The organism is Petralouisia sp., assembly GCF_056822245.1.
In genome coordinates this window covers 46,103-71,740 of the sequence record NZ_JBQIOP010000014.1, presented here as the reverse complement: position 1 = coordinate 71,740, position 25,638 = coordinate 46,103, and the positions used below count along the sequence as shown (strand labels likewise).

The 25,638-nt window shown below is 46.1% G+C and carries 22 protein-coding genes; 12 read left to right on the top strand and 10 right to left on the bottom strand.

The features are described from left to right. Positions 1 to 1,391: 1,391 nt before the first annotated feature. The 6 genes from ACTO17_RS07515 to ACTO17_RS07490 all read left to right on the top strand — a co-directional run bounded on the left by ACTO17_RS07515 (position 1,392) and on the right by ACTO17_RS07490 (position 7,624). The gene (locus tag ACTO17_RS07515) at positions 1,392 to 3,233 is read left to right on the top strand and encodes an ABC transporter permease family protein (protein WP_482557485.1); all 1,842 of its coding nucleotides are present in this window, start codon (positions 1,392 to 1,394) and stop codon (positions 3,231 to 3,233) included. A gap of 66 nt (positions 3,234 to 3,299) precedes the next feature. Continuing rightward, complete coding sequence (locus ACTO17_RS07510) at positions 3,300 to 4,511, top strand: FtsX-like permease family protein (RefSeq protein WP_482557484.1); 1,212 nt, start codon at positions 3,300 to 3,302, stop codon at positions 4,509 to 4,511. An 82-nt stretch (positions 4,512 to 4,593) separates the two neighbouring features. Then, the gene (locus ACTO17_RS07505; protein WP_482557483.1) at positions 4,594 to 5,325 is read left to right on the top strand and encodes an ABC transporter ATP-binding protein; all 732 of its coding nucleotides are present in this window, start codon (positions 4,594 to 4,596) and stop codon (positions 5,323 to 5,325) included. A gap of 400 nt (positions 5,326 to 5,725) precedes the next feature. Next, positions 5,726 to 6,097, top strand: a complete 372-nt coding sequence (locus ACTO17_RS07500) for a GntR family transcriptional regulator (protein WP_172538130.1) — start codon at positions 5,726 to 5,728, stop codon at positions 6,095 to 6,097. Positions 6,098 to 6,099: 2 nt separating this feature from the next. After that, positions 6,100 to 6,948: an ABC transporter ATP-binding protein gene (locus ACTO17_RS07495; RefSeq protein ID WP_482557482.1), complete on the top strand. Its 849-nt coding sequence runs from the start codon at positions 6,100 to 6,102 to the stop codon at positions 6,946 to 6,948. A gap of 16 nt (positions 6,949 to 6,964) precedes the next feature. After that, a complete protein-coding gene (locus tag ACTO17_RS07490) occupies positions 6,965 to 7,624 on the top strand; it encodes an ABC-2 transporter permease (protein WP_482557481.1) in 660 nt (219 codons plus the stop codon). 23 nt (positions 7,625 to 7,647) lie between these two features. On the opposite strand, the gene ACTO17_RS07485 is transcribed toward ACTO17_RS07490, so the two are convergent. The 9 genes from ACTO17_RS07485 to ACTO17_RS07445 form a co-directional block, all read right to left on the bottom strand. Continuing rightward, positions 7,648 to 7,908 carry a hypothetical protein gene (locus ACTO17_RS07485; protein ID WP_172535705.1) on the bottom strand — a complete coding sequence of 87 codons (261 nt, stop codon included), beginning with the start codon at positions 7,906 to 7,908 and terminating at the stop codon, positions 7,648 to 7,650. A 122-nt stretch (positions 7,909 to 8,030) separates the two neighbouring features. After that, entirely contained in the window at positions 8,031 to 9,317 is a 1,287-nt protein-coding gene (locus ACTO17_RS07480; protein WP_482557480.1) for an L-cysteine desulfidase family protein, read from the bottom strand. A 20-nt stretch (positions 9,318 to 9,337) separates the two neighbouring features. Beyond that, complete coding sequence (locus ACTO17_RS07475; RefSeq protein WP_482557479.1) at positions 9,338 to 10,114, bottom strand: LytR/AlgR family response regulator transcription factor; 777 nt, start codon at positions 10,112 to 10,114, stop codon at positions 9,338 to 9,340. Positions 10,115 to 10,222: 108 nt separating this feature from the next. After that, complete coding sequence (locus ACTO17_RS07470; protein WP_482557478.1) at positions 10,223 to 10,690, bottom strand: hypothetical protein; 468 nt, start codon at positions 10,688 to 10,690, stop codon at positions 10,223 to 10,225. Continuing rightward, positions 10,687 to 12,402 carry an ABC transporter ATP-binding protein gene (locus ACTO17_RS07465; protein ID WP_482557477.1) on the bottom strand — a complete coding sequence of 572 codons (1,716 nt, stop codon included), beginning with the start codon at positions 12,400 to 12,402 and terminating at the stop codon, positions 10,687 to 10,689. Before ACTO17_RS07465 ends, ACTO17_RS07470 begins: the two co-directional genes overlap by 4 nt. Beyond that, entirely contained in the window at positions 12,389 to 14,131 is a 1,743-nt protein-coding gene (locus ACTO17_RS07460; protein WP_482557476.1) for an ABC transporter ATP-binding protein, read from the bottom strand. The genes ACTO17_RS07465 and ACTO17_RS07460 overlap by 14 nt, the downstream gene beginning before the upstream one ends. Positions 14,132 to 14,135: 4 nt before the next feature. Further along, positions 14,136 to 14,615, bottom strand: coding sequence for a hypothetical protein (locus ACTO17_RS07455; RefSeq protein WP_482557475.1), 480 nt, complete (start codon positions 14,613 to 14,615; stop codon positions 14,136 to 14,138). 14 nt (positions 14,616 to 14,629) lie between these two features. After that, positions 14,630 to 14,884, bottom strand: coding sequence for a thioredoxin family protein (locus ACTO17_RS07450; RefSeq protein ID WP_482557499.1), 255 nt, complete (start codon positions 14,882 to 14,884; stop codon positions 14,630 to 14,632). 17 nt (positions 14,885 to 14,901) lie between these two features. Next, complete coding sequence (locus ACTO17_RS07445) at positions 14,902 to 15,753, bottom strand: trigger factor (protein ID WP_482557474.1); 852 nt, start codon at positions 15,751 to 15,753, stop codon at positions 14,902 to 14,904. A gap of 312 nt (positions 15,754 to 16,065) precedes the next feature. On the opposite strand from ACTO17_RS07445, the gene ACTO17_RS07440 reads away from it, so the two are divergent. The 6 genes from ACTO17_RS07440 (at position 16,066) to ACTO17_RS07415 (ending at position 23,722) form a co-directional block, all read left to right on the top strand. Further along, positions 16,066 to 16,914 carry a patatin-like phospholipase family protein gene (locus ACTO17_RS07440; RefSeq protein WP_172539652.1) on the top strand — a complete coding sequence of 283 codons (849 nt, stop codon included), beginning with the start codon at positions 16,066 to 16,068 and terminating at the stop codon, positions 16,912 to 16,914. Between the two features lie 108 nt (positions 16,915 to 17,022). Then, positions 17,023 to 18,198, top strand: coding sequence for an exonuclease SbcCD subunit D (locus ACTO17_RS07435; RefSeq protein ID WP_482557473.1), 1,176 nt, complete (start codon positions 17,023 to 17,025; stop codon positions 18,196 to 18,198). Continuing rightward, on the top strand, positions 18,195 to 21,020 hold the full coding sequence (locus ACTO17_RS07430; RefSeq protein WP_482557472.1) for an AAA family ATPase: 2,826 nt from the start codon (positions 18,195 to 18,197) through the stop codon (positions 21,018 to 21,020). Before ACTO17_RS07435 ends, ACTO17_RS07430 begins: the two co-directional genes overlap by 4 nt. 211 nt (positions 21,021 to 21,231) lie before the next feature. Next, positions 21,232 to 22,104, top strand: coding sequence for a damage-control phosphatase ARMT1 family protein (locus ACTO17_RS07425; protein ID WP_482557471.1), 873 nt, complete (start codon positions 21,232 to 21,234; stop codon positions 22,102 to 22,104). After that, the gene (locus ACTO17_RS07420) at positions 22,101 to 22,790 is read left to right on the top strand and encodes a histidine phosphatase family protein (protein ID WP_482557470.1); all 690 of its coding nucleotides are present in this window, start codon (positions 22,101 to 22,103) and stop codon (positions 22,788 to 22,790) included. Before ACTO17_RS07425 ends, ACTO17_RS07420 begins: the two co-directional genes overlap by 4 nt. After that, positions 22,787 to 23,722, top strand: coding sequence for a D-2-hydroxyacid dehydrogenase (locus ACTO17_RS07415; RefSeq protein WP_482557469.1), 936 nt, complete (start codon positions 22,787 to 22,789; stop codon positions 23,720 to 23,722). Before ACTO17_RS07420 ends, ACTO17_RS07415 begins: the two co-directional genes overlap by 4 nt. Before the next feature lie 447 nt (positions 23,723 to 24,169). On the opposite strand, the gene ACTO17_RS07410 is transcribed toward ACTO17_RS07415, so the two are convergent. After that, complete coding sequence (locus ACTO17_RS07410; protein WP_482557468.1) at positions 24,170 to 25,189, bottom strand: zinc dependent phospholipase C family protein; 1,020 nt, start codon at positions 25,187 to 25,189, stop codon at positions 24,170 to 24,172. Between the last annotated feature and the right edge of the window lie 449 nt (positions 25,190 to 25,638).

Genomic DNA, 25,638 nt, shown 5'->3' with positions numbered 1-25,638 from the left:
GACATTGGAATGATGTATTCTCTGGCGGCTGTTTTGAACGCAGTTATTATAGTTGACTGATACCAGATAAGGATAGTTTTTAAATTGCCAAAAGCATATTGAAAAAAGTTTTTGCATATGCTATAATGCCGATAGGCAAAAAGATATGACAGTTCCATGAGAACGCAGAATGAATCCCCAAACCGTAGTAGCGTACAGTCTGGGGATTCTTCTTTTCTTTTATAGTGGCAAAGCACCCACTAGGCTATTTGTTGCCCGTTCGGTCACTGTCAAGCCATATGATGATGTAGTGGCAGGCTACACCAGCCGCAACAGCGACTATAAAAGATATGACAAACTCCATGGAAACACCTCCTCCCGTTGCCGGGTGTAGGTTGGACAACACAAGAATTATAGCATATCCATTAATGTTCTTCTATCCTTTTCTTAAAAGGCTTTAAGGTTGGGGTTGTGGCTGATACAATCCGATGCTCGCTATCTGCGGACATTGTCACAAAATGGCTTCTCGTGGAGCTAATTTTCTTAATCAATGCTGTTACTTTCCGAAAACTTATTTTTGTCCTTATCTGGTTTCATTCTTGATTCATTTCTATTACTCCGGCGGTTAAATATCAGGATTTCTTTTTATTCTGTACGTTCATTAGTACTACAGCGAACAATCTATATTTGGATACGGACAGAACTACCGGATTGCCCTTTGACACACAAACTGGGCAGCGTTCCGGCGAACTAACTACTAACTTCGGCTAAGGAGTTCCGGAAAGCCGTCACTCCTAAGACTCCGTAAGCAGTGGATTTCGCCTCCACACAATACGCCCATGAACCGTTTGCTTAGCCAAAGGACAATCCGGCAGTTCCTGTGCATCGAAATATAGATTGCTCGCTGTAATATTAGAGCGTGTCTTAAAAATAAATATTGCACAAAACATATATTTTTCTGTCTTTTTCTATGGTATACTAAAGAAAAAGGTGGTGTTGGTTATGCCAAAACGATATGAATTAGAGCGTGTTGAAAAATCTTCTAATCTATTACTCCGGCGGTTAAATATCGACGTTTTTACTTGCTTAAATTTCCATCTGCCGCGTTGTGCCCGATAAAGAGGGGCAGACCCTCATCAATCGTTGTAGCACTCGCTACAACTCATTCTTCCGCCTTGTAGATGAAAATTTATTCTGCGTAAAATTCGTCGACATTTAATCGCCGGAGTAATATGACAAACTGGGTTGAAAAACAGTCTTTCATATTTGATATAAGAAGCAGAAAAACAGTCTCACGAAAGATATGGCACAGAAGCAGGTTTGTCCAGAGACAGACTATGCCCGGGAAATATGGAAGAACTAATCATTGGAAATATTTAACGCCGAGGCAGTAATTAAAATAAGGAGCTTCAATGATGAAAAGAAAAAATGAATGTATGAAAAACAGCCTGAAACAGCTGTTTCGGAAAAAATGGATGAGCATTTTGTTTTTTGGCATTATTATGCTCAGCACTGTTTTTTTCACATTGGGATGCAGCCTGTGGATGGGAGTCCAGGATTCCATAAATCGGATGAAGGACACTTTTTCCACTATAGGGACCGTGACGCAGAAACCGGACAGCTTGATCATGAAAAAAACCTGGGATGCAGCCCTGAAAAAATATAAGTTAATAGAAAGTTCAAATTATACACAGTACATAGCTCCGGATATCTTGAATGATCTTGAGGTTGAATATATTCATCCATTGGAGCGGCGGCCGTTTTTCGGTGCGGTAAGCCCTGATTTTGTTACTTCCTATGACACAAACCAGGAAAAGAGAATGACTAGCTCATTAATTGCCTTTACTCCGCTGAAAGACTGCATCCCCAGTGAACCGGTAGAAGTGGAAGTGAAAGATGTGTATTGTGTAGGCGAGGAGGCGTCTATGATAGGAAAAACGATTTTCTTTTGCGATCATTACAGGGAAGAAACAAAGCCTTTGGAAGCCGGAAAGACATACATAGCTTTTCTATTGCTAAATGTTTTAGATCGTCATTCAGATATGAAAGATATTTTGGAATATTATCCGCTGACAATTTCTCTGAGTCAGGATAAGACGCTTTGTTGGGAAGAAATGGGAACGGATTTTTGGAATACAGACACAGGCGCCATGTGTCAGAATCTGATAGATGAATTAAACAGAATGGTTTGTGAAGCAGTGCCGGTTACGCCAACTAATCATACAGGTCTGTTAAGCCCGTTTCATGAAGGGCAGGCAACTGTAGTGGAAGGGGAAGATATCAGCAGTGAGGAATATGAAAATGGTTCAAAGGTGTGTCTGGTTCCACAGACCTTTGCCAAATTAAATCATCTCGAAATAGGGCAGAAAATCAAATTACAGTTCTATTTTACAGATTATAAATATTCAACCGTGCAGAACGTTATTTCAGGTGATGGAACCTGGATGTTCCGGACAGATATATTAAATAAAGAAGGCGGAAAGCAGGATGTATTTTTTGAATCAGAATACATTATCAAAGGAATTTATTCCCGCCAGTCAACAGGTATGGATTTATATGAGCTGTTTCCGGATGAATTTATCATTCCAAGTGCGTCCGTTCCGGAAGATCAGGTGTCGAATATCATTGCAGAAGGTCCCATGCAGGGTTATAATGCATCTTTTCAGATAAAAAACGGAGGAATCAATGATTTTTATGAAGAATTTTCCAAACTGCCGGAGGCTGCCCTCTTGGAAATTACTTTTGATGACAATGGATATGAGCAATTCGCTTCTCAGATGAATCATCTGCAGACCATTGCCGTTATTATACTTTTGGCAGGTCTGGTGTCGGTGATAGCGAGCAGCGCATTTTTATTGTATTCTGCGATTATAAAGGAGAGAAGGCGTTCCGCCATTGAACGGGCCCTGGGAATGTCCTGGGGAGAGTGCCGGACGTCGCTGCTTACCGGGATTATACTGTTGGCCGTCTTAGCAGCCGTAAGCGGAGGAAGCATTGGAGGAATTGCCAATTCAATGATGCTTGACAAAGTATCTGTGGAGGATGAGTATTTCAGTTCTATGTATTCCAGAGGGATTGCAGCCAGTGAAAAGAAGGAAGTGTTTGCAGCGGTCAACCAGGAAATTGTGTTAAAAAGCGTGGTTCTGGCAGTAAGCGCGGAAGTGGTCGGGGTATTTATCATGTCCCTGTTTTTGATCCGGAGGAATTTGAAGGTGAATCCCATTCAGCTGCTGGGAGTGAGGGAAGAGGAATAGAAGAGGGCAGGAGAACAAACAGGCGTGTATAAAGCATGGTAAAATGCAAAAGGTTGGTGGGAAACTATGTACAGAATAAAATATGCCGTGAGAAATAAAGGCAGAAGTTTTTTATTGATATTAATTTCTTTTATCTTTATCACTTTTATCTTTATTTATCTTGACAGTATTGAAGGAAACTATCGGGCCCTGGAAAACTTGGGGCAGCAGATTCCCGTAACCATGAATCTGACGGATGTCAGCGGGATTAGGCAGCAGGGGCTTCGGATACGGGAAGAGATGGCGGATAAGCTGGAGCAGCTGGACGTTACCCATAAAGTGCTGACAGCGGAAAGTTACGGAAACGTCAGTTTCAGCAGTCAGGATGAAAAGAAAATAAGCGTATTTCTGACAACCGCCAATGATGTGTCGGCATTTCTTTTAGAACCGGAAAATCTTTCAGTCAGTATGGAGGAATTTGAAGCCCTGCTGTCTGGAGACGAAGGGCTGTGCCTGATTCGTAAAGAGTATGCAGAGGAGCGGGGACTAAAATGCCGGGAAGGAGACATTCTTAAGCTGAATTTATACAGTGGAGTATATAACGAAATCGGTCTGGTGGATGGATTTGAAAAGGTTACCTCTGTTCAGATAAAAGTAGTAGGATTTTTTCAGGGACGCTTGTATGACAGCATTGCAGCTGAAGAGCCTAATATGATCTGTCCGGCAGGATGGCTGAGGAGTCAGTATGCGTCGGCAGGAAAGCCGTTCTATTTTTCATCTGCCAGAGGGGTGGTTGGAAATCCGCTCCTGTTAAATGAGTGGAAAGCTCAGGCAAGGGAGCTGGGATTTTTTCCCATAGATACCCAGAAACCGGAGGATATTGCTCAGATTGCTTTGTCTGTGGATGACAGGAATTATATTCAGACAGCTTCTAAAATCAAGAAAAATATAGAGATTCTTCAGATCTTTGTGATACCGGTTTTCGTGTTGCTCATCTTTTTGGAAGCGCTGATTTTCTTTCTTTTCATCCATAATCAGAAACGGGAAATTTTCCTGATGAGATGCCTGGGAATGAAAAGATTTGAGATCATTCTGCAATTACTGTTGGAGGGAAGTGTTCTGGCAGTCATCGGAAGCGGGGCGGCTATGGTGGTGCTGCTCTGCGCCGGCTATGGATTTCCGGCCGAAACCTGGCTGAGAGTGTTTCTTGCCTTTATGGCTGTTCAGCTTTCAGGTTCGGCATTTTCTGCTGTTGTTGTATGCAGGAAAAACGTGTTGTATATTGGAAAAACTTATTAGCGTTGTCTGGTTTGTGAGCGAAGGGCAACCCGAGATTGACTGCCGTGTCCCAATGTAAAAGTTTTCTAGGAAAGGATCAAACATGAACAAATTAAGAATAGAAAATGTCAGCTACCGTTACAGCAACCATTACCAGACGACTTATGCGCTTCGGGAAGTGAGCGCCCAGTTCCAGTCCGGGCAGTTTTGCGTTATTGAGGGAAAATCCGGAAGCGGGAAAACCACAATGCTTTCTCTGCTGGCCGGGCTTGATCTGCCTTCGGAAGGGACAATTTATCTGAATGAGAAAAGCTACCGGGAATTGAACAGAGATGATCTCAGAAGAAGGCAGTTATCCATTATTTTTCAGAATTACAACCTTTTTCCGCTGCTGACGGTGCAGGAAAACATCGCCTATCCCCTTGGGCTTACCGGACGGAAGAAGGGAAACTGGAAAGAGCGGATCAACGAAATCTTAGAAAGCGTGGGATTAAACGAAGCTATGCTGAAGAAATATCCAGGGATGCTAAGCGGCGGAGAACAGCAGCGGGTGGCGATCGCCAGAACCATAGCTTCAGAAGCGCCGATTATCCTGGCGGACGAGCCTACCGGAAACCTGGATACGGCCAACAGCGGCCGGATAGTGGAGAACCTGAAAAAGCTGTCCCATGAAGATGGAAGATGCGTCATCCTGGTCACCCATGATCCGGACATTGCCCGGCAGGCGGATGTGCTGTATCGGATGAGTGACGGGCGGATTGCGGAAAAGCAGAATCGAATGGGTGACGGACAGAGTGTAGTGGAGACGGAACAAGAGCCGGAATGCGGCATTTGATTGTGTGATGATAATGGGAACAATGGAAAAATTTAAAGGTGAATCCGATTCATTTATTGGGGGTTAGGGAAGAAGAATAGAGATCAGGAATTTGTTTCAATCTGTTATTTAACGAAATTGGGGCTGTCTGGAGATAGAAATTTTTTGCAATATATGGTGTGATTCTTTGAGTATCATAACCAGATATGTGTGTAAATTTCATGTTCCGGCGGCCCCATACTTTATGGAATTGTCTTTTCATCCCCATTGAGGAATTCATCCAGTTATATATATTCCCGCCGTTCTGGTTTCTGGATAAATACTGTATGCTGTACAGAATTAATTGAAATAAACAGTATATAACACTTGACAACAGTCAAATACTGTTATATACTGTTTGCAACAAGGAGGAAAGTGAAACATGAATATCATTATAAATGGTTCCCTGATGGTTCCAATCTACGAACAGATTGTAGGCCAGATTAAAACGCTGATCCGCAATGGGGAGCTGAAGGAGAATGATAATCTGCCTTCTGTCCGTGCCTTGTCGAAGGAGCTGAAAATCAGCGCTTTGACGGTGAAGAAAGCCTATGACAGTCTGGAAGCAGAGGGATTTACGGTAACAGTCCATGGAAAAGGCACCTACGTGGCCGCAGCCAATCCATTACTTCTTATGGAGGAGCAGAAGAAAGAACTGGAAGCGGAGCTGGAGCTGGCGATTTTAAAAGGCAGAAGATATGGAATCAGCGACGAGGACATCAGGAGCTTATTTGAATTGATTATGGAGGGATGAAGATGTTGAAAATAGAGCATTTGGTGAAAAGGTACGGGGATTTTACCCTGGATTGCTCCATGGAGATTAAGCCGGGCTGCATTACCGGACTGGTGGGGCAGAACGGCGCAGGGAAAAGCACAACGTTTAAGGCAATTCTGGGACTGATTCACAGAGACGGCGGAAAAGTGGAATTGTTCGGCAAGGATGTGGAGAAATTTTCAGTAAAGGATAAACAGAAACTGGGAGTAGTTCTGTCAGACTCCGGATTCAGCGGATATTTGGATATCCATGATATTATTCCGGTGCTGACCAATCTTTATGATACATTTGACAGGGATTTTTTCATGAAACAGGTACAGCGGTTCGGGCTGCCGGTAAATAAGAAAATTAAAGAGTTTTCTACAGGAATGAAAGCGAAGCTGAAGGTGATTGCAGCCGTTTCCCATCAGTCAGAACTGCTGATTCTGGATGAGCCTACCGTGGGACTGGACGTGATTGCCAGAGATGAGCTGCTGGAGCTTCTGCGGGAATACATGGAAGCCAAAGAAAAACGCTCCATTTTGATCAGTTCCCATATTTCCGGAGATTTGGAAAGTTTGTGCGACGAGCTTTACATGATACATGATGGAAAAATGATTCTTCATGAAGATACCGATGTGCTGCTGAGCGACTATGCCGTAATAAAGGTCAGCAGCAGCCAGTATGCAGAACTGGATAAGCAGTATATTCTGCGCCATAAAAAGGAAAGCTTCGGATATAGCTGCCTGACCAATCAGAGAGGATATTATCTGGAAAATTATCCGGGTGCTGTGATTGAGAAGGCAGCGGTGGACGAACTGATTACCATGATGATACGCGGGGATGTGTGAAAGGAAGGTAAAAGGTATGAAAGGATTACTGATTAAAGATATGAAACTTATGTTAAATCAGAAGAAATTTTTCGTAACCATTGGATTTATTGCCGTAATGATGGCAGGGGTTGTAAAAGATACGTCTTTTATTATCAGTTATATGACTGTTCTTGGAGCCATGTTTACCATTAGCACTATCAGCTATGATGAATTTGACAATGGGAACGCATTTCTCTTTTCTCTGCCTGTAACCAGAGCCAGGTATGTGTTGGAAAAATATGGGTTCGGTGTGATAATTGGGATAAGCTGCTGGCTGTTTTCTGTTCTGGTTGCCGCAGTTACAGGAGAAATGAGAAAAATCATGCCGGTTCGGGATACTTTGCTGATTGCCGTTGAGGTTCTGCCGGTGATTCTGATACTGTTGGCAGTAATAATTCCTTTTCAACTTAAGTTCGGCGCTGAAAAGGGCAGAATCGTATCTGTTGCAGCAATAGGAGCGGTGGTTGTGGTGTTTATTTTTACGGAAAAAGCCGCAGAGATTTTGAATATAGATTTGGAGCTGGCTGCCCTGATAGACCATGCAGCGGAGTGGAATTGGGGCATGATAGCTGCGGCTGCAATGGCGCTGGCGCTGGTTCTCCTGCTGCTGTCTGCAAAAATAAGTATCAGGATTATGGAAAAAAAGGAATTCTGACATCCAAAATGGGATTGAAACGTTTATTTTTTCTTCATCCAGTTCCGCAGGGGATTCACATCCTTTGCTTTCGTGAGAATATCATCTCCATTCTGGAGCAGATAATCGCTCAGCTGCTTTATTTCTTCCGGCGTAAAGCCGGAAGATTTTTCCATTTTGCCGGAGGGGACAATCCCTTCCGCAAAGTCTTTGCCCCGTTCAAATACTACCCGTACAATTTTGCTTCCGTCCTTCTGCGGCAGCAGGCCGGAATAAGTCATTTGGATTTCCTGTGTCTGTTTCATGGAAGATGCCCTCCCCTTGGCGTTGGTTGTAAGAAATATTGCTGTTTATGTTTATTATACCCCTTTGGGAAAATTTTACAAGGTCTGAAAAAGTCAGTTGTAGCAGTTTTTTGCATTTGAAATTAATTTTTGCAGGTTTCTTCCGTCATCAGCCGGATAATCGTCTGATCTGTTTCTTTCATCCCCTCGCTGGCAAGGATATTTACGTTTCGGATGGTATTTTCCACGCCTTTTACCACGATACCGTCCCCGCCGTGGAATTCACTGCCGTTTCGCTGCATCTGCATGCCTAAAAGTCCGGATTCTACGGCTGAGGCGATTTTGGCGGCGCAGCTTGCCTTCGCGCCGTCGCAGATCATGCCGGAGCCAATGGCCACGGCATTGACAATGGTGTGGGTGATTTCTTCGCATCCGCCGCCGTACAGGTAACTGATGCCTGCGCCTGCGCCGCATCCTGCGCTGGTGGCGCCGCAGTAGGCGGACAGAGGGCCGATGCCGGTTTTTAAATGAATGGTAACCAGGTTGGAAACAACAAGGGCCCGGTAAAGGGTTTCCTGAGAGACGTAGAGCTCTCTGGCATAGATAATAACGGGCAGGGAAGCCGTCAACCCCTGGTTGCCGCTGCCGGAATTGATAATCACAGGAAGCTCGCAGCCGTTCATTCTGGCGTCGGAAGCTGCTGCGGCATAGGCTTTTGCCCGGTTATGGATGCTGCGGCCGTAGGATTTCAGCAGAATGCTTCCGATTTTGGCGCCGTAAGCTCCCCGCAGTCCTTCCTCTGCAATGGCAGTGTTATAGTCTATCTGCCGCTGCAGGATCTCCTGGACATCCGGAATTTTTACACAGTCTGCAAATTCCACAATTTGGGCTACGGTAAGCAGGCTTCGGTCAGTGGTATGCGTATGGGCTTGTTCTTCATACTCTTTGTGCAGCAGCAAATCTCCGTCTTTTTCCAGGCGGATGACATTGGTATGATGCCCTGCAATTTCGGCTTTTGCCGTGCGCCCCTCTGCAAACAGGGAGACTTCAATGTGGAACACATAGGGTTTTTCTGATTTTTCCACCAGAAATTCTCCATGATTTAAGTATTCGGCCAGCTGTTTCATTTGCTCCGGGGTAATATCTGCCAATACCTGCAGTTTGGCATCGGGATTTCCAGTTATAATGCCTGCAGCCGCAGCGGCGGCAATGCCCCGCTGTCCGCCGGTGTTGGGAACTACCACGCTTTTGACGTTTTTGATAATGTTGGGACTGGCTTTTACGATGACTTTTTCAGGCTGGCTGCCCAGAGCTTTTCCGGCAAGGGCGGCGCAGTAGGCAACGGCGATGGGTTCGGTGCATCCCATGGCCGGGATCAGTTCTTCTTGTAGAATTTTAATGTATTCCTGGTAAATTTTTTCAGTTATCATGGTTTTCTCCTGCTGTGTTTTCAGATCGTGATATTGGAACTTCGCTGCTGCAGACGTGCAATCACTTCTTTTTGTTTTTCCCGGCTGAGCAGGATTTCCTCCTGCAGCCCTTCTAAAGAAAGTGTATAAGTCCGGCTGACGGAATCGGTGCGGATGGAGGTAATTTTATCAAGATTGACGATAAAAGACTGGTAGCAGCGGAAAAAGGAACTTCCTTCCAAAAGGCGCTCCAGTTCATCCATGGTATAATTTAAAACGTCTATTTCACTGCCGTTGACACAGACAATTTTCTTTTTGCGGTTGCTGTTTTCAATGTAGAGGATATCGCTGAATTTTGCGATTTGATAGCCTGTCTTATTTTTTATCATGATGCTGCGGTTTTCTGACTCCCGCTTGATGCAAATCAGTTCAAACAGATAGGAAATTCTCTGAATGACCCGCTGAAAGTGCATCACATCAATGGGAAGTGTGAAAAAGGAGGTGGCTCCTAAGGTTTGTGTCAGGTAAGCGTCCCGGGGGTTATCCGAATAGGGGACAATCAGAAGATCGGGGTTTTGTGAGGAAAGAAAACCCACCATAAAGGAACCATCTCCGCTGTACTGGGGATTTCCGATGGAAAGCTGTACGAACACCAGATCAACGGGATGATTTAAAATATAGTCATTGGCTAAATTAACGTCGTCAAATTGGGCAACGATCCGGAAGGTGCGGTAGATATCCAAAAGATTTGAAAGGCTGCTGCGCATTCCGGCGCTGCTGTCCACCAAAACAGTTTTTATGTGTGCTCCTGCTGCCACTGCAATCACTCATCCTTTATACCAACTGCTTTTGTTTTTGTCTGCGGTAAGCATATCATAAAAGGCGCGTTTTTACAAGAACCTCCGTGAACACGCGCCCGGCAGGGTTTATTCCCGGCAATAATCCCGGAATGCTTTCAGCATCTTGTCCACATCCCCGGCATAGGTGCCATAGTAGCCTACCGCAAAGGGCCCGCGTATCTCAACATTGAATTGCTCCGTCCATTGAATAAAGCCGTTTTCCAGGCCGTTCTGGTAATTTTTAAACAGTTTATCTTCCGGGGTCAGATGCTCCAAATCCCACCAGTACAGTTCTACGCCGCTGTAAAGTCTGGCATCTGTGGCGTTTCCTGCCACCAAAATGTTATATTCTGTATTGGGAAGCACCTGCGCTTCTACAAAATAATCGGCCAGATCGTCCAGCGTTTTATCCCAGATGGGATTGTCCTCCGAAAGATCAGCCTGCTGCCGTATGGAAACAGGAGGGACGAAATCAGGGCTCAGCGCAGTATAAATCAGCATGGCAGTAAAAATCAGAAGCAGAAAAGCGCTGAAGGCTATGGTATATTTTTTCATTGCGGCCGCTCCTTTCCCTGGGCGCCGGCAAAGGAGCGGAAGGTTTCACTGCGGGATTTTATCTCTTCCAGAGTTCCGCAGGCTTCTACGGCTCCTTCTGCCATTACGATGATATGATCCGCCTGAATAGATTCGTCTATATTATGGGAGATGTATAGGACCGTCTGTCCGCTGTCTGCCACAAGCTGCATAATCCGGCCGGCAGTCTGATAATCCAGGCTTGCAGTGGCTTCGTCCAGAATCAGATACAAAGGCTTTATGATCAGGGCCCGTGCAATGGCAATGCGCTGACGCTGTCCGCCGGAAAGATTCGATCCCTGTTCGCCCACCGGAGTGTCGTAGCCCTGGGGCAGGGAAAGGATGAACTCATGTATTCCGGCCTGTTTTGCAGCGGCGATTACCTCATCTTCAGCAACAGGATTTTCGAAACCATATGTGATGTTGTCCCGAATTGTGCCGGAAAACAGCGGGGTATTTTGGAGCACATAAGCAAATTGCCGCCGGAGCTGGTGAAGCTGAAAATCCTTCAGGGGAAGGACGTCTATGGCAATGGTTCCGCTGTCTGCCTGATAAAATCCCTGAATCAGCTTTAAAATCGTGGATTTGCCGCAGCCGTTTTCTCCGATAATTGCGGTCTTTTGATTGGCGGGAATTGTAAAGCTGACATTTTTTAAAATGGGATGCTCTGTACTGTAGCCAAATGTAACATTCTGGAAAGTGATTGCTCCCGGTTCCCGGGGCGGCAGTTTCCCGCTGTGGAGCGGTTCTTCTTCTACACTCATCAAATGGTTTACATGGAACAGGCTGCCCTGGGTTCCTTTTGCAGTCTGGTAATCGGTCAGCAGCTCCGCCAGGTAACGGTTGATATTGCCCATATAAGCATTGGAGGCGCTGATGCCGTTTTGGGCCATCTGCCCTTTGCGGATTAAAGAGGAACCGCCCAGAGCGAGGATTACGGAAGATAAATTTGTATACAGGGAATTTAAAATAACCTGAAACTGGGACATAAATGTGTAATAGATATCTGCCCGGTATCTGCTTTCTATGGCCTGATATCCCAGTTTCTTTTCTTCCTCTTCCAGTCCCTGGACTTTTACATATTTTGCGGCTGCCAGGTGTTCGGAAAACCAGGCAGTCATAAGGTTCAGGGCTGCGTAGCGTTTGCGGAGAGAGTTGTATTCCAGTCTGCCCACAAGGAAAAACAGTACGACTGCAAAGGGAATAGCCGGGAGCATATAAAAAACCATGACGCTGTTGTACCCGGCAAAAACAATGCATGCCCGCCCAAACGCATACAGGGAGGATACTGCGAGAAAAATCATGGAAAGGGCGGTGCTTGCCTGGGTAACGTCGTTTGTAATACAGGAAATCAGTTCTGCAGGCTGTTCTTTGTCAATGCTTTTCTGTGGAAAACGCAGAATTTTTCTCCAGAGCATGGACTGGGCGCGCATGGTTACGGTTTTTTCCCCGTAAGCCGAAGTGACTGCCTGCAGACCCATGGCAATTCCGCTGCCGACGCTGAACAGGGCATAAGAAATGATCACTGAATTCTGCAGTTCTCCGTTGTTTACCTGAATGGTAATATCTGCAATTTTTATCATAAGCTCTGCGCTGAGCATGCCCAGCAGGGCGGAAATAAGATAAAAATGCCAGGGGATTTGAAATTTTGTATAAAAACGGAGGAATGGCCCCCAGACTTTATTCTTTTTCATGGCTGCCCTCCTTGATAAATTCCTGGAAATATGTATTCTCTGCCATCAGTTCTGCCAATGTGCCCTGGCCTTCGATCTTTCCCTGATTTAAGACTACCACATAATCGGCATGAAGAACGGCCTGTTTGCTGTGGGTGACAGAAATAACGGTTTTGCCGGCCATGCGTTCTTTGACGGTATTCCAGATCAGGTCTTTTGCGGCTGCATCCAGAGCGGCAGTGCCTTCGTCAATCAGGAGGTAGTCTGAGGCGTTTAAAAAGGCCCGTGCAATGGCAAGCTTCTGCCGCTGGCCGCCGGAAAAGTTCCCGCCGTTTTCCTCAATAACAGTGTCATAAAGCAATGGAAGGGACTGAATAAAGCCGGTAAGTCCCAACGCGCTGCAGATTTCATCTAATTCTGTTTCTTCCACTTCACGGTTTAAGCCCATAACCAGATTTTCCCGTATGGTTCCGGAGAAAAGTACGGCTTCCTGGGTAATATAGGTGACTAAAGCGCGGTAACTTTTCTTACTGAAGCTTTCAATATCCTGGCCTCCGATAGAAATAGAGCCGCCGTCTAAGGGGTACAGACGGTGAAGCAGATTCAGCAGGGTGGTTTTTCCGCTGCCGGAGGCTCCGATTACGGCAGTCATTTTCCCCTCCGGTAAGGTCAGGTTCAGACGGTGAAACAGCGGTTTGCTGCCAAAGGAGAAGGATATATCGTGAAAGGCAATATCACCGGTCAGTGCGGTCACCTGTTTGCCGGGGAGCAGCTCTTCTTTTTGACATGCCATAATATTGCTGATTCTCAATGCGCTTCCCTGAGCCGCCCGCAGGCTTGTCCAGTATCCGGTGTAGGAGGTCAGAATATTGATCAGCTGATTTGCAAATGCAAAGAAAGCGACCCACTGGGCCAGGCTGATGGCTCCCTGAGAATAAAAATTGCGGCCAACCAGTACAAGCAGAATAAACTGTATGGCGGAGGCAACGGTGTAAAAGGGAGATATCATACTGACGGTCCAGGCATTGCGGATGGAAGCATGGTACAGGCTTTTCATCTTTGCGCTCATCTGTTTTTCTTCTTTTTCTTCTGTGCCGAAGGATTTGATCAGCAGGGACTGGCCGGTTCGCTCTGCAATCCCCTGGGTCAGTTCCGCCTGTTTCTGGTTTACTTCATTGCCGAAGCCGAAACGGAGCTGCCCTGCAATCCATGCAATGATAATCTGCAGGGGCAGGATAACAAGCAGAGTAAGCATCAGTTTTAAGTCATAAGAATAAATTTTTCCCAAAATCAGTACACAGGTGTAAAAGGTTGTGATAAATTCCAGAAAAACCTGCATGACAAGCTGACTGACGGCAGTTACGTCCGTGGTGACGCGGGAAATCATTTCTTTGGGCCTGTTGTCCTGATAAAACCGGAAAGGCAGATGAACCATGCTGTCCCAGAGGGAGCGTCTTAAGTTGCGGTCAATTCTTGCCGTGCACAGCCCGGAGGCAATGCCTGAAATAGAAGAAATACAGAGTGACAGAAGGGAGTAAAGGAGAAAAGGCAGGATTATGCCTGTGAAGCTCACATTTCCTGCAAACATTTCCGCAGTATATTCCGTCACCTGTATGCCTGTATTTGCCAAAATCATTGAAATGCCAATATAGCCAATCAGCCAGAGGTATGGCAGTCTGGCCTTCTTCAGCATGGAGAAAAATTTCTGCATGGTTTCCTTTATACCTGGGTAGGTTCCTGTTTCTTCCATAATCTCACTCCGGCATTGCCTGAAACAATTCCAGCGCTTTGTCTTTCTGGGCATAATCCTCAGAAAAGGCAATTGCAAAGGGGCCGTTGTACCCGGCCGTTTCCAGAACGGCTGCACCGCCTGCAATAACAATGACGCCGTTGTTGTTGGCTATGGAATCATAATTTTCCTTTAAATCTCCCGGGTTTTCCAAATCCCACCAGAAAAGATAAAGCCCATCGTAATCCCAGGCTTTATCAGCGATTTCTGCAGAAGGGAATTCCCCTCCGGTATTGTCTGTCACATAGCCTTCTGCATTGTTGATGTCAGCGGGATTCTTATCATCTGTGATGACGCCGCCGTCTTTCAGGTAAGCCACAATATCATCGTAAGAGGCGGTTTCAGCATTGGGAGCCTTGGACCCGGAATTGCCGCAGCCCCAGAGCGTCAGTAAAAATGTTACTGTAATTGCTGTAATGGTAAGTATATGTTTATAATTTTTCATAACAAATTTTCCTTTCAATAGAGATAATTTTTGATTTTTTCTTTGAGTTCTTCAGGAGCCATCATTCCAATGTGCTTTTCTTTCTGTTCTCCATTCTGATAGAACAGAATGGTGGGAACGGCCCGTATGCGGAAGCGGTCATTGAATTCCGGATAGTCTGTGGTATTCACCTTTACAATCTTAACAAAAGGAAGCTCGGCTTCAATGTCCTCTAACACCTGGCTCAGCATTTTACAGGGAACGCAGGTGGATGAGAAGAAATCGGCGATTACAAAGCCTTCTTTCGTCAGTTCATCAAAGGTTTCAGGAGTTGCAGATTGGGTTTGCGCCAGGTGTCCGCCAGATTTTGAAGGGATGCTTCATATTCCGGGGCGATTGACGTTTCTGCCTCATGCTGTTGGGTCAGCTGTTGTCCTAACAGGGAGAAACAGCAGGTATCCCAGGATTCTGCCTGAAGCATAGCCACCAGTCCGCCGTAGGATTTCACCGGAATCCGGCCTTCGAAATCTTTGGCGGTCATAGTCTCAATCTCAAATCCTTCAAAGGCTGCAAGTCCCCTGAGATATTGTAATTTCAGATTAGTATAGCGTTTCCAGTCGGCCCTGCGCAGAAGAATTTCGCTCATTTCCAGTACGGTGTTCTGAATATGCATCAGAGGTTCGCAGCAGTCATTGGAAAAAGCGGCCTGAAGCTGTTGTTCTCTCAGGTAGTCCCGGTACTCCGGTACGGTAGACACATCCGGAATGGATAACTCCCGGATGTATTCGTCCGTGACAGCAGGCACATGCCTGTTTTTCACAGAAATCAATGTTCCGGTAATCGCGGTGTTTTCTTTTTCTAACCGGATGGTATCTCCGGCTTTCTTCCCTATCAGCAAAGACTCCAGTTCTGCGTCGAAAAGCCCGGCGCCTGCGGTCAGGCTCAGATTGTCATTCTGAAATCTGGGCAGCCTGGAAACAAGGCGGCATTGCACCACATCACCGACAGATACCGGCTCTCCTTCCGTCCAGGTAATATGACGGTTTGCCAGACGCAGCATCTGCCGGTCAATCTCTTCTTCGCTGCAGATAAATTTTTTCTGCCAGGGAGAGATGTCAACATTCTGATAGGGATATGCTTGGATTACGTATGAATTCATAGGCATCTCCTTGTCGTTTCGCGTTAATGTGTAAAAGTGAAAGGGTATGTGATTATTATACGCAGACTGGAAGGGAAAGAAAAGAAGGGGTGCATATCCTGTACGGAAAGCGGTATATTCTGTCGGGAAATAAGGGGATTAGATACTATTACTCCGGCGGTTAAATATCGACGTTTTTACTTGCTTAAATTTCCATCTGTTGCGATATTTAACCGCCGGAGTAATATTTAAAAAGATTGTCATTGTAAAGAGAATGAAAATGCGGTAAAATACTAACGGCAAAATGAAGTAAATGAAAGGAATGAACATAGAATGAAGCTTGGAATTACCATGGAGGGCGGCGCAAGCCGGACTTTATTCAGCTGCGGCGTCACAGATGCATTTTTAGAGGAAAATATTATGCCGGATTATTTTATCGGGGTATCTGCAGGCATTGCCTACGGAGTTTCCTATCTGGCAAAACAAAAAGGCAGAAACCTGGAAATTGCGCAGAAATATATGAAGGATAAGCGGTATATGGGAATACGTCATCTGTTAAAAGACAGAAGCTTTTACAATATTCCCTTTGTATTCGGAGAGGTTCCCAACAAGCTGGAGGCTTTTGACTATGACGCATTTGAGGCTTTTCCCGGCAAAGTGGAGGCATGCGTGACCAATATCCATACCGGGGAGCCGGAATATCTGGAAGTTCCCAGACGGGATGATAAATTTGACGTAGTGGTGGCAAGCTGTGCTTTGCCTATTCTGTTTCAGCCGGTGAAAGTAGGGAAACGCTACTATCTGGACGGCGGGCTGTCTGACTCTGTGCCCTACAAACACGCCATCCAGGAAGGCTGCGATAAGAATATTGTGATTCTCACCAGGGAACGGGGCTATGTGAAGAAAACAGAGCGTGCAGGAGACATTTCCCAGAAATTATATAAAAAATATCCGAAGGTTGCAGAGGATATTAAGACCAGGCCCGAACGGTACAATGCCTGTATCCAGGAGTTGATGGAGCGGGAACAGGCCGGAGAAATCTTTGTGATTGCGCCGGAAACCACCCATGGAGTGGGAAGAACCGAATCAGATCCTAAGAAACTGACCACTTTGTATGAAGAGGGATATCAGCAGGCCAAAAAGCAGATGGAGGATCTGAAGCGGTATTTAAAAATCGCATAGAAGAATCCAGGGGCAGACCAGCGGATGACCAGGATAATGAAAGCTTTGTATGTAAATGTTATAGAGCATATTTGCAAATGCCGCAGCAGGCGGCAGAATGGAGAGCCTATGAAAATTTTTCATTTATCAGATCTGCATATCGGAAAACAGCTCCGCTATTACAGTCTGAAAGAAAATCAGCAGGCGGTGCTTTCGCAAATTGCAGTTTTGGCAAAAGAACGCCGGCCGGATGTGATCTTGATTTGCGGGGATATTTATGATCGTTCTGCGCCCTCCGGGGAAGCATATACCATATTTGACCGTTTTTTGCAGGAACTTGCGGAACTTACCCCGCAGATTCCTGTTTTGATTATTGCCGGAAATCATGATAATCCCCAAAGGCTGAGCTATGCCAGTTCCTTTCTGGAAAAACATCAGATTTACGTGGCAGCAGAGGCTCCGGCCGGTTCGGAAGATTTCCTGAAAAAAGTGGTCCTGCAGGATGAACACGGAGAAGTGAATTTCTATTTGCTGCCTTTTTTGAAACCGGGGTATGTGCGGCATTTATTTGAAGAAGGCGTTGTGACGGATTATGAAAGCGCTGTGCGGGCAGTTCTTTCCCGGGAACAAATTGATTTCGGCAAAAGGAATGTGCTGTTGTCCCACCAGTTTTATACAAATCAGGGACAGAAGCCGGAATCCTGTGATTCTGAACAGGCCGTGATTCACGTCGGCGGCCTGGATAATATTGATGTGTCTGTGATAGAGCAGTTTGACTATGCGGCCCTTGGCCATATCCACGGCCCTCAGATGGTAAAAGCGCCCCACATCCGTTATTGCGGGACGCCGCTGAAATATTCTGTCAGCGAGGAATTTCACAAAAAAGCAGTTACAATGGTGACTCTGGGAGCAAAACAGCAGGAAATCCAAATCGAATTGCTGCCTTTGGCTCCCCTGCAGGAAGTGCGCCGGGAACGGGGGCTTTTGCAGGAAATTATCGGCCGGGCAACAAAAGAAAACTGCCATGACTTTATCAGCGTGACCCTCACCGATGAAAAGGAGCCCTACCGCCCTAAAGAACAGTTGGAGGAAGTCTATGATTTTATTTTAGAGCTGCGGGTGGATAATACCAGAACCAGAAATCTTTTGGAGCCGGAGGAAGAAGGAGAAATCCTGCTTCAGCCTATGGAAGCCTTCCGGGCTTTTTATCAGGAAATGCAAAGCCAGCCCATGAATCAGGAAGAAGAAAAGATTGTTGCAGAAATATTGGATCAATTTTCGCGGCAGGAAAGGGAAACAGCATGAAACCAGTCAAACTTGTAATGTCGGCCTTCGGTTCCTACGCCGGAAAAGAAACCATAGATTTTGCGGACGCAAGCCAGGGCGTATTTCTGATTACCGGGGATACCGGAGCCGGAAAAACCACTATTTTTGACGCCATTACCTATGCGCTGTATGACCAGACAAGCGGCGGCAGGCGGGACGGGGATATGATGCGCAGCCAGTATGCAGACCCGGATGTGCCCACCTTTGTGGAACTGACCTTTCTTTACGGCGGAAAGGAATACAGGATTCAGAGAAATCCCAATTATAAACGCACCAGCAGGCGAAAAAACAAAGAGGGAACATATACCCTGACCAAAGAAAATGCTTCCGTCACCTTATGGATGCCGGACGGCCGGGAATTTCCGGGGAAAATTCGGGAAATCAATGAGAAAATTATAGAAATCCTGGGCGTAGGCGCTTTGCAGTTTACCCAGATTGCCATGATTGCCCAGGGAGAATTTATCAGGCTGCTTCATGCATCCTCCAAAGAACGGAAGGAAATATTTTCCAGGATTTTTGACACCAATGTGTATGCCAGCCTTCAGATGAAGCTGCGGGATCAGAGCAAATCCCTGTACGGAAAACTGGAGGATAACCGCAAGCTGTGCAGCCATGAAATCCAGGGGGTCACTTATTTGCCGGAAAGCCGTTATGGAAAGGAATGGGAGGAAATCTGTGAAAAACTGGAAACCAGTCCGAAGCAGATTCTTGAAACCCTGGAACATCTGCTGCAGGAAATGGGGGAGCGGGAACAGGAAATCCGGCAGCAGGAAGCTGAAAACCGGAAGCAGTCTGAGGAAACCGCATTTCGTATCCGCCGGGCAAAAGAACTCAATCAGCTTTTTCAGCAGAAAACGACGGCGGAAGCAGAAATCGCTGCCCGCGCCAGATTACTGACTCAGCAGAATCAGCAGGAGAAAGAAAAGTCCCGGAGATTTAAGGAATTTTGTCTGCAGTTAGAAGCGCAGCTTCCGAAATTGTCCGAGCAGATTGCAGGATGGAAGAATCTGCTGCCCAAATATGATGTTTTAAAAGAGACCCAGGAAGCGGTTCTGCGGGCTGAAAAAGAACAGCAGGCCTCCCGCCAGGCCTTAGAGCAGACGGAAGAGAAACTGAATGAGATTCAGAATATGATGCAAAAGGCCCTGGAACAAAGAGGAAAACTGGAAGAAGATGCATCTAAAATACCAGCCCTTGCAGAGACGGTAAAAGAGCTGACAGCAAAACAAGCGTTACTGGAGGAAATGTCAGATACCTATGGACGCGTTTTAAGATACGGAAAGAAACAGAAGCAGGCGCGGCAGGAGGCAGAACAGGCACTGCAGCTTTTTCAGGAAAAAAGCCGGGACTATGAGGAGAAAAACCGCAGTTTTATTCGGGAGCAGGTGGGGATTATTGCGCAGGAGCTCATCCCGGGACAGCCCTGCCCGGTGTGCGGCGCAACAGAACATCCCCAAAAAGCAGAGCTTTCCCCTCATGCCGTAACGGAGCAGCAGGTGGAGGAAGCGAAAAAGGATCGGGAGCAGGCGGATTTGACCTTAAATCAGCGCCGGGAAAATTATCAGAAGGCGCAAAAAGACTGGGAAAGAGAACATTCGCTTTTGCAGCAGGACGGAACCCGCGTCTTTGGAGATTCTTTTCAGCCAGAAATGATAAAACCCGCGCAGAAAGAATGCCTGGCAGGACTGCAGCAGGCGTCTGCCGCTTTGGAAGAGGCCCAAAAACAGGAAAAGCGGCTGAAGCAGCAGGAAAAGAAACAGGAAAAACTGTCAGAAGAACAGGCATTGTGCCAACAGCAGAAGGAAGAACTGGTGAAAAAGCAGTACGAAGCGGCGCTTGCCTGGGAGACCTCCAGACAGGCCCTTGAGCTGATTCAAAAGGAACTGCCTTTTCCTCAAGCCTGTGAATTAAAACATCACCTTGAGAGGGCCGGACAGGAGAAATTATCTCTGGAAAATAAAAAGGCAGCAGCCGAGACAGCTTTGCAGAAGTTGCGGCAGGATATAGCGGAGAGTCAGGGAATCCTGGCAGAGCAGCAGAAAAATCAGAAGTTGCTGCTCAGGCAATTAGAAGGCAAAGAGCCGGCGGAACTGGAAGGATTGTCAGAGTACAGCCGGCAGTTGGAAGGGGAAGCTAAAGGGTTGGAGAAAGAAAAGCTGAAACTTGCAGCAGGAAAGGCGGCAAATCAGCGGGCCAGACGGCAGCTTGCGAAGCTTTACCAGGAGCGGACAGCATTGAAACAGCAGTATGAACTGGTCAGCAACCTGGATAAAACAGCCAACGGAAACCTGCCGCAGCATATCCGGCTGGATTTTCAGACTTACGTTCAGCGGCGTTACTTCCGGACCATTATCGGAGAGGCAAACCGGAGACTGGTAAAAATGAACGGAAATCAGTTTATGCTCCGCTGCCGGGAAGTGGAGCAGCTGGGCAGACAGGGGGAAGCGGGACTGGATTTGGATGTGTATGACCTGGTAACCGATAAAGTGCGGGATGTAAAAACCCTCTCCGGCGGCGAATCTTTTCTGGCAGCCCTTTCCATGGCCCTGGGCATGGCGGATGTGATACAGAATACGGCGGGCCGGGTGCATCTGGATACCATGTTTATAGACGAAGGCTTCGGTTCTCTGGATGAAGAAGCAAGAGACCGGGCCATTGCCATTCTCAATGAACTGGCCGGCAATACCAGACTGGTGGGAATTATCTCCCATGTAACAGAACTGAAAGAACAGATGGAACGGAAGCTGATAGTGAAAAAAACGGAAAACGGAAGCCGGGTAAAGTGGGAGACAGAAAGTTAATGGTACTAAGCAAAAGCCAGCGGATATTACGGAATTTATAACGTCAATGGAAAGGAAGGCTTTGTGGGTATGATTTTTCCCCCTGGGGAGGGAGGAAAGCAGGAGCCTGGGCGGGGGAACAGGTTTATAAGCCATAAATGGATTGATTAAAAAACTGCTTTATCGTATAATAATTGCAGCAGGCCATTTATAAGGATAAGGAGGACAACCAATGCTGTTATATTCAAAATGCATGTGCTGCCTGGTGAATCAGCAGGAACGTCTGATTGAGAATTTTAAAGATGAAGAGAAAAAAACGGCTTTTATGCGGGAAGTAATGGCATTGCTTGGAAACAGCAGGCCGGAGCACAATGCCCCCTGGATGAGCGCTCTGCTGACAGAACTGCGGGAAAAATATTATGGCAAAGATGAGAAAATTGCTCAGATGAAGCAGGAATTTAACCATCTTCTGCTTCAGATGGAACAGGAATTGGAACAGGAAATCAAAAAAAGCCGGGATACCTTAAAAGAGGCCATCCGTTTTGCGCGGATTGGCAATTATATTGATTTTTCTGCCGTTGAACATGTGACGAAGGAAGAATTTCTGAAATTGTTTCGCAGGGAGAACGACTATTTGGATGAAACGGAGTACAATCATCTGTGCCGGGAGCTTGGGAAGGCTTCTGACCTGGTATATATTATGGATAACTGCGGGGAAATTGTGCTGGACAAAATCGTGCTCCGCCAGTTAAAAAAAGCGTATCCAGAGTTACATATCACAGCTATGGTCCGGGGCGGGGAAGCCATCAATGACGCAACCCTGGAAGATGCTGAGATGGTTGGAATTACAGAGGAAGTGCCTGTGATTACCAATAACAGTTCTATTCAGGGCGTGATATATGACAAACTGACGGAGGAAGGGAAAAAAATTCTGGACGCCGCCGATTTAATACTTGCCAAAGGGCAGGGAAATTTTGAATCTCTGCATGGGTGCGGGAAAAATATATATTATCTCTTTTTGTGCAAATGTCAGCATTTTTCCAAACAGTTTGGTGTGGAGCGGTTTCAGGGAATGCTGATTAATGAAAAAAGGGTATCCTTATGAAGCTGTATTTTATCCGCCATGGAGCCACTCAGGGCAACCGGGAGCACCGTTATCTGGGGTGCACGGACGAGGGAATATTAGAAGCGGAAAAGGAACGGCTGAGGCAAAAAAGCCGGGATTTTCCGGTGATGGACGCAGTGTTTGCAAGCCCTTACTTAAGATGCCGGCAGACGGCGGAGCTTCTTTTTGGGAAAAACAGGACAAAGTTCATAGAAGAGTTCCGGGAAATGGATTTCGGAGAATTTGAATATAAAAATTATCAGGAATTAAGCGGAAACGCGGATTATCAGAAATACATTGACAGCGGGGGAACCATTGGATTTCCGGGCGGAGAGCAGCCGGAAGATTTTAAATTCCGCTGCAGAGAGGCTTTTCGAAGATGCATCAGGGAGGCACGTAAAAATCGTTGGGAGCATGTGGCCCTGGTGGCCCATGGGGGAACGATTATGGCAATTCTGGAAGCATTTGGATATCCCCGTAAAGGGTATTTTGAATATCAGGTGGGAAACGGATGCGGTTATATCTGCACTGCAAAAGAAGGAGAATTCCCGGAATATCAGGAAGAAGCCGCCCATATAAGGGAAAAAAACTCCGGAGAAGCTCCAAAGAGAACTGCTTCCGGCGGCGAAAGGGCGGAATATGATAAAAAAACGATCAGGTTAATGATAGAGGAGGAAATTGTATGAAATTAGTATTTTTAGATGCAAAGACCATTGGGGACGACATTGATTTATCCGGGTTTGAAGCATTGGGAGAAATGGTAAAATATGATTTTTCCACACCGGAGCAGGCCAGAGAGCGTACCCGGGATGCGGACGTTATTATTTTGAACAAAGTTCCTATTAATGAGAAAAGCATCGGAGAAGCAAAGAATCTGAAGCTGGTCTGCGTGACAGCCACAGGAACCAATAATCTGGACAAGGATTATCTGGATGAACGGGGAATTGCATGGCGCAATGTGGCCGGGTATTCCACGGAATCTGTGCTTCAGCATACGTTTGCCATGCTGTTTTATCTGGTGGAGCATCTGCCCTATTACGATGAATATGTGAAATCTGAAAAATATGTAGCTGACTGCCTGTTTACTCATTTTGACAAGAAATTTTCAGAGATTGACGGAAAAACCTGGGGAATTATCGGAATGGGCGCCATTGGCAGACGGGTGGCGGAAACGGCTAAAATGTTCGGATGCAATGTGATTTATTATTCCACCACCGGGAAGAACAATCAGCCGGATTACCGAAGGGTAAGTTTTGAAGAATTGCTGGAAACCTCCGATATTGTATCCGTTCATGCGCCGCTGACTCCTGAGACAGAGAACCTGATGGATAAAAAGGCATTTGAAAGGATGAAGAAATCTGCAATTTTCTTGAATCTGGGCAGGGGTCCCATTGTATCAGAGCAGGATCTGGCAGATGCATTGAACGCAGGGGAAATCCGGGGAGCCGCTCTCGACGTTCTCTGCGCGGAGCCTATGAGCCCTGACAATCCTCTGAAAAATATGAAAGACAGCGACCGTTTGCTGATTACGCCCCACATTGCCTGGGCAAGCCTGGAAGCAAGAATCAGACTGATGCGTACAATCCTGGGACAGATCAAAGAATTTTTCGGAATTTAGCGCGGCATTTACCGGGTAATAATTCTGCTATTCAGTAAAGGAAATGCATCTTGCAATTAAAATTTGCATATGCTATAATGCCAGTAGGCAAAGAAATGTGGAGAATACCATGTAGGCAAAGAACGAATCCCCCGACCGTAATGGCGTACAGTCGGGGGATTCTTCTTTTATTTTTATAGTGGCAAAGCATCCACTAGGCTATTTGTTGCCCTTGTCGTGCCTGTCTAGCCATTTGCTGATGAGGTGGCAAACCACACCTGCTGCGACAGTCACAAGAAATGTGAAGAATAACTCCATGTAAACACCTCCTCCCGTTGCCGGGTGTAGGTTGGACAACACAAGCATTATAACATATCCATGGATAATCTCCTATCTCTTTCTTAAAAGACTTTACAATTCGAACTGCATCTGGTTTCACTTCAATGAGAAATAAAATTTGTAAAACAGTTAACTGGGAATCCCCGCATCCAGTCCGCTGTGATAGGACAGGTTTCCAAGTTGTTCTAACAGATGCTCCCAGTTGCTTTGTGTGGTCTCTGTTTTGGAATTTGAAAAACAGCTTCGGTCTAAGGAAGCCCTGTCTTTGGCGGAGCTTTCTTTTTGCTCAGAAAGCAGACAGTTCAGTTCTTCCAGAATGTGCAGATATCTTTTTTGGGCAGTCCGCATCAAATCAAAAAAAGAATCTGTGGAAACCAGGGTGTGCTCCCAGGGATTTTTCCACACTTTATGGCCCAGATTCAGGGGATCACTGTGGACAGTCAGGCTTATGCCGGGAATTAGTGTGGATAACAGTGTGTGGCCTAAAAACCGTTTTTCCAGAAAACTAAGGAATTTCTTCTTTGCTCCGGAGGGATCATGCAGGAATTTTGTTCCGGTCTGAATGGAGAAAATAGAAGTCCGTATGGTAAGGGGCAGAATGCCCAGCTCCGGATAAGTTCTGGCATACACGTAGTGCAGAATTCGGGTAATGGTGCGCTTCTGCAGATGGTTTAACTCTATGGTGGTATTTTGCCGGAAAGCGGAAGGGAGAACTTGCCGGTAAAACTTCAGCAGCCTGGCGTCAATTTCCGTTTCCAGGGCTATATGCCGGCCGTGATATTCATTGGTTTTTTCACTGAATTCTGTTTTCCAGTAAACATAGGGATGGCAGTGGGTATCCAGAATGTAATGTCCGAAAAAACCTGCAATGTAAGCCTCTGCAATTTCCTGTTCCTTGCGGGTTGGAAACAGCGTCAAGCTGTTTAGCAGATGACGGAGGAATTCATTGGTTTTTTCCGTGTGCGCCACAGAACCGATATTGTTCTTGTGAATTGTGTAAGAAGGCAGAAAATAGAAAAACAGATCAGGGCCCTGCAGCCCTAAACTGTAAGCTTTGTGTTCCTGTTGAATGATTTTTTTCAAGTGTGTGGGCTGTAATCTTTTGTATGCGTTAACTCCAAATAAATAGTGTGTGGTAAACCCGGGCATAATGACCTCCTGTTTTATGTTATCTCTGCAAAAATAAAATTGTCAGGTGGATTTATTATAGCATACTAATATTGGGAGGAATATATTCAATTTGGATACGGACGGAACATTGCCCTTTCACAATGTATTTGGATACGGACGGAACATTGCCCTTTCACAATGTATTTGGATACGGACGGAACAGCAGGATTGCCCTTTCACACGCAAACTGGGCAGCGTTTTGGCGAACTAACTGCCAACTTCGGCTAAGGAAGTCAGGAGAGCCTTCCTTCCTAAGTCTCCGTAAGCAGTGGATTTCGCCGCCACGAAAAACGCCCATGAACTGTTTGCTTAGCGAAAGGGCAATCCTGCTGTTCCTGTGTATCGAAATACAGTTATTTGCTGTAATTCCAGTGTGCGTTTGAAAGATGATTTAAAGTTTGTTTAATAAACATTATAACGTGCGCCCA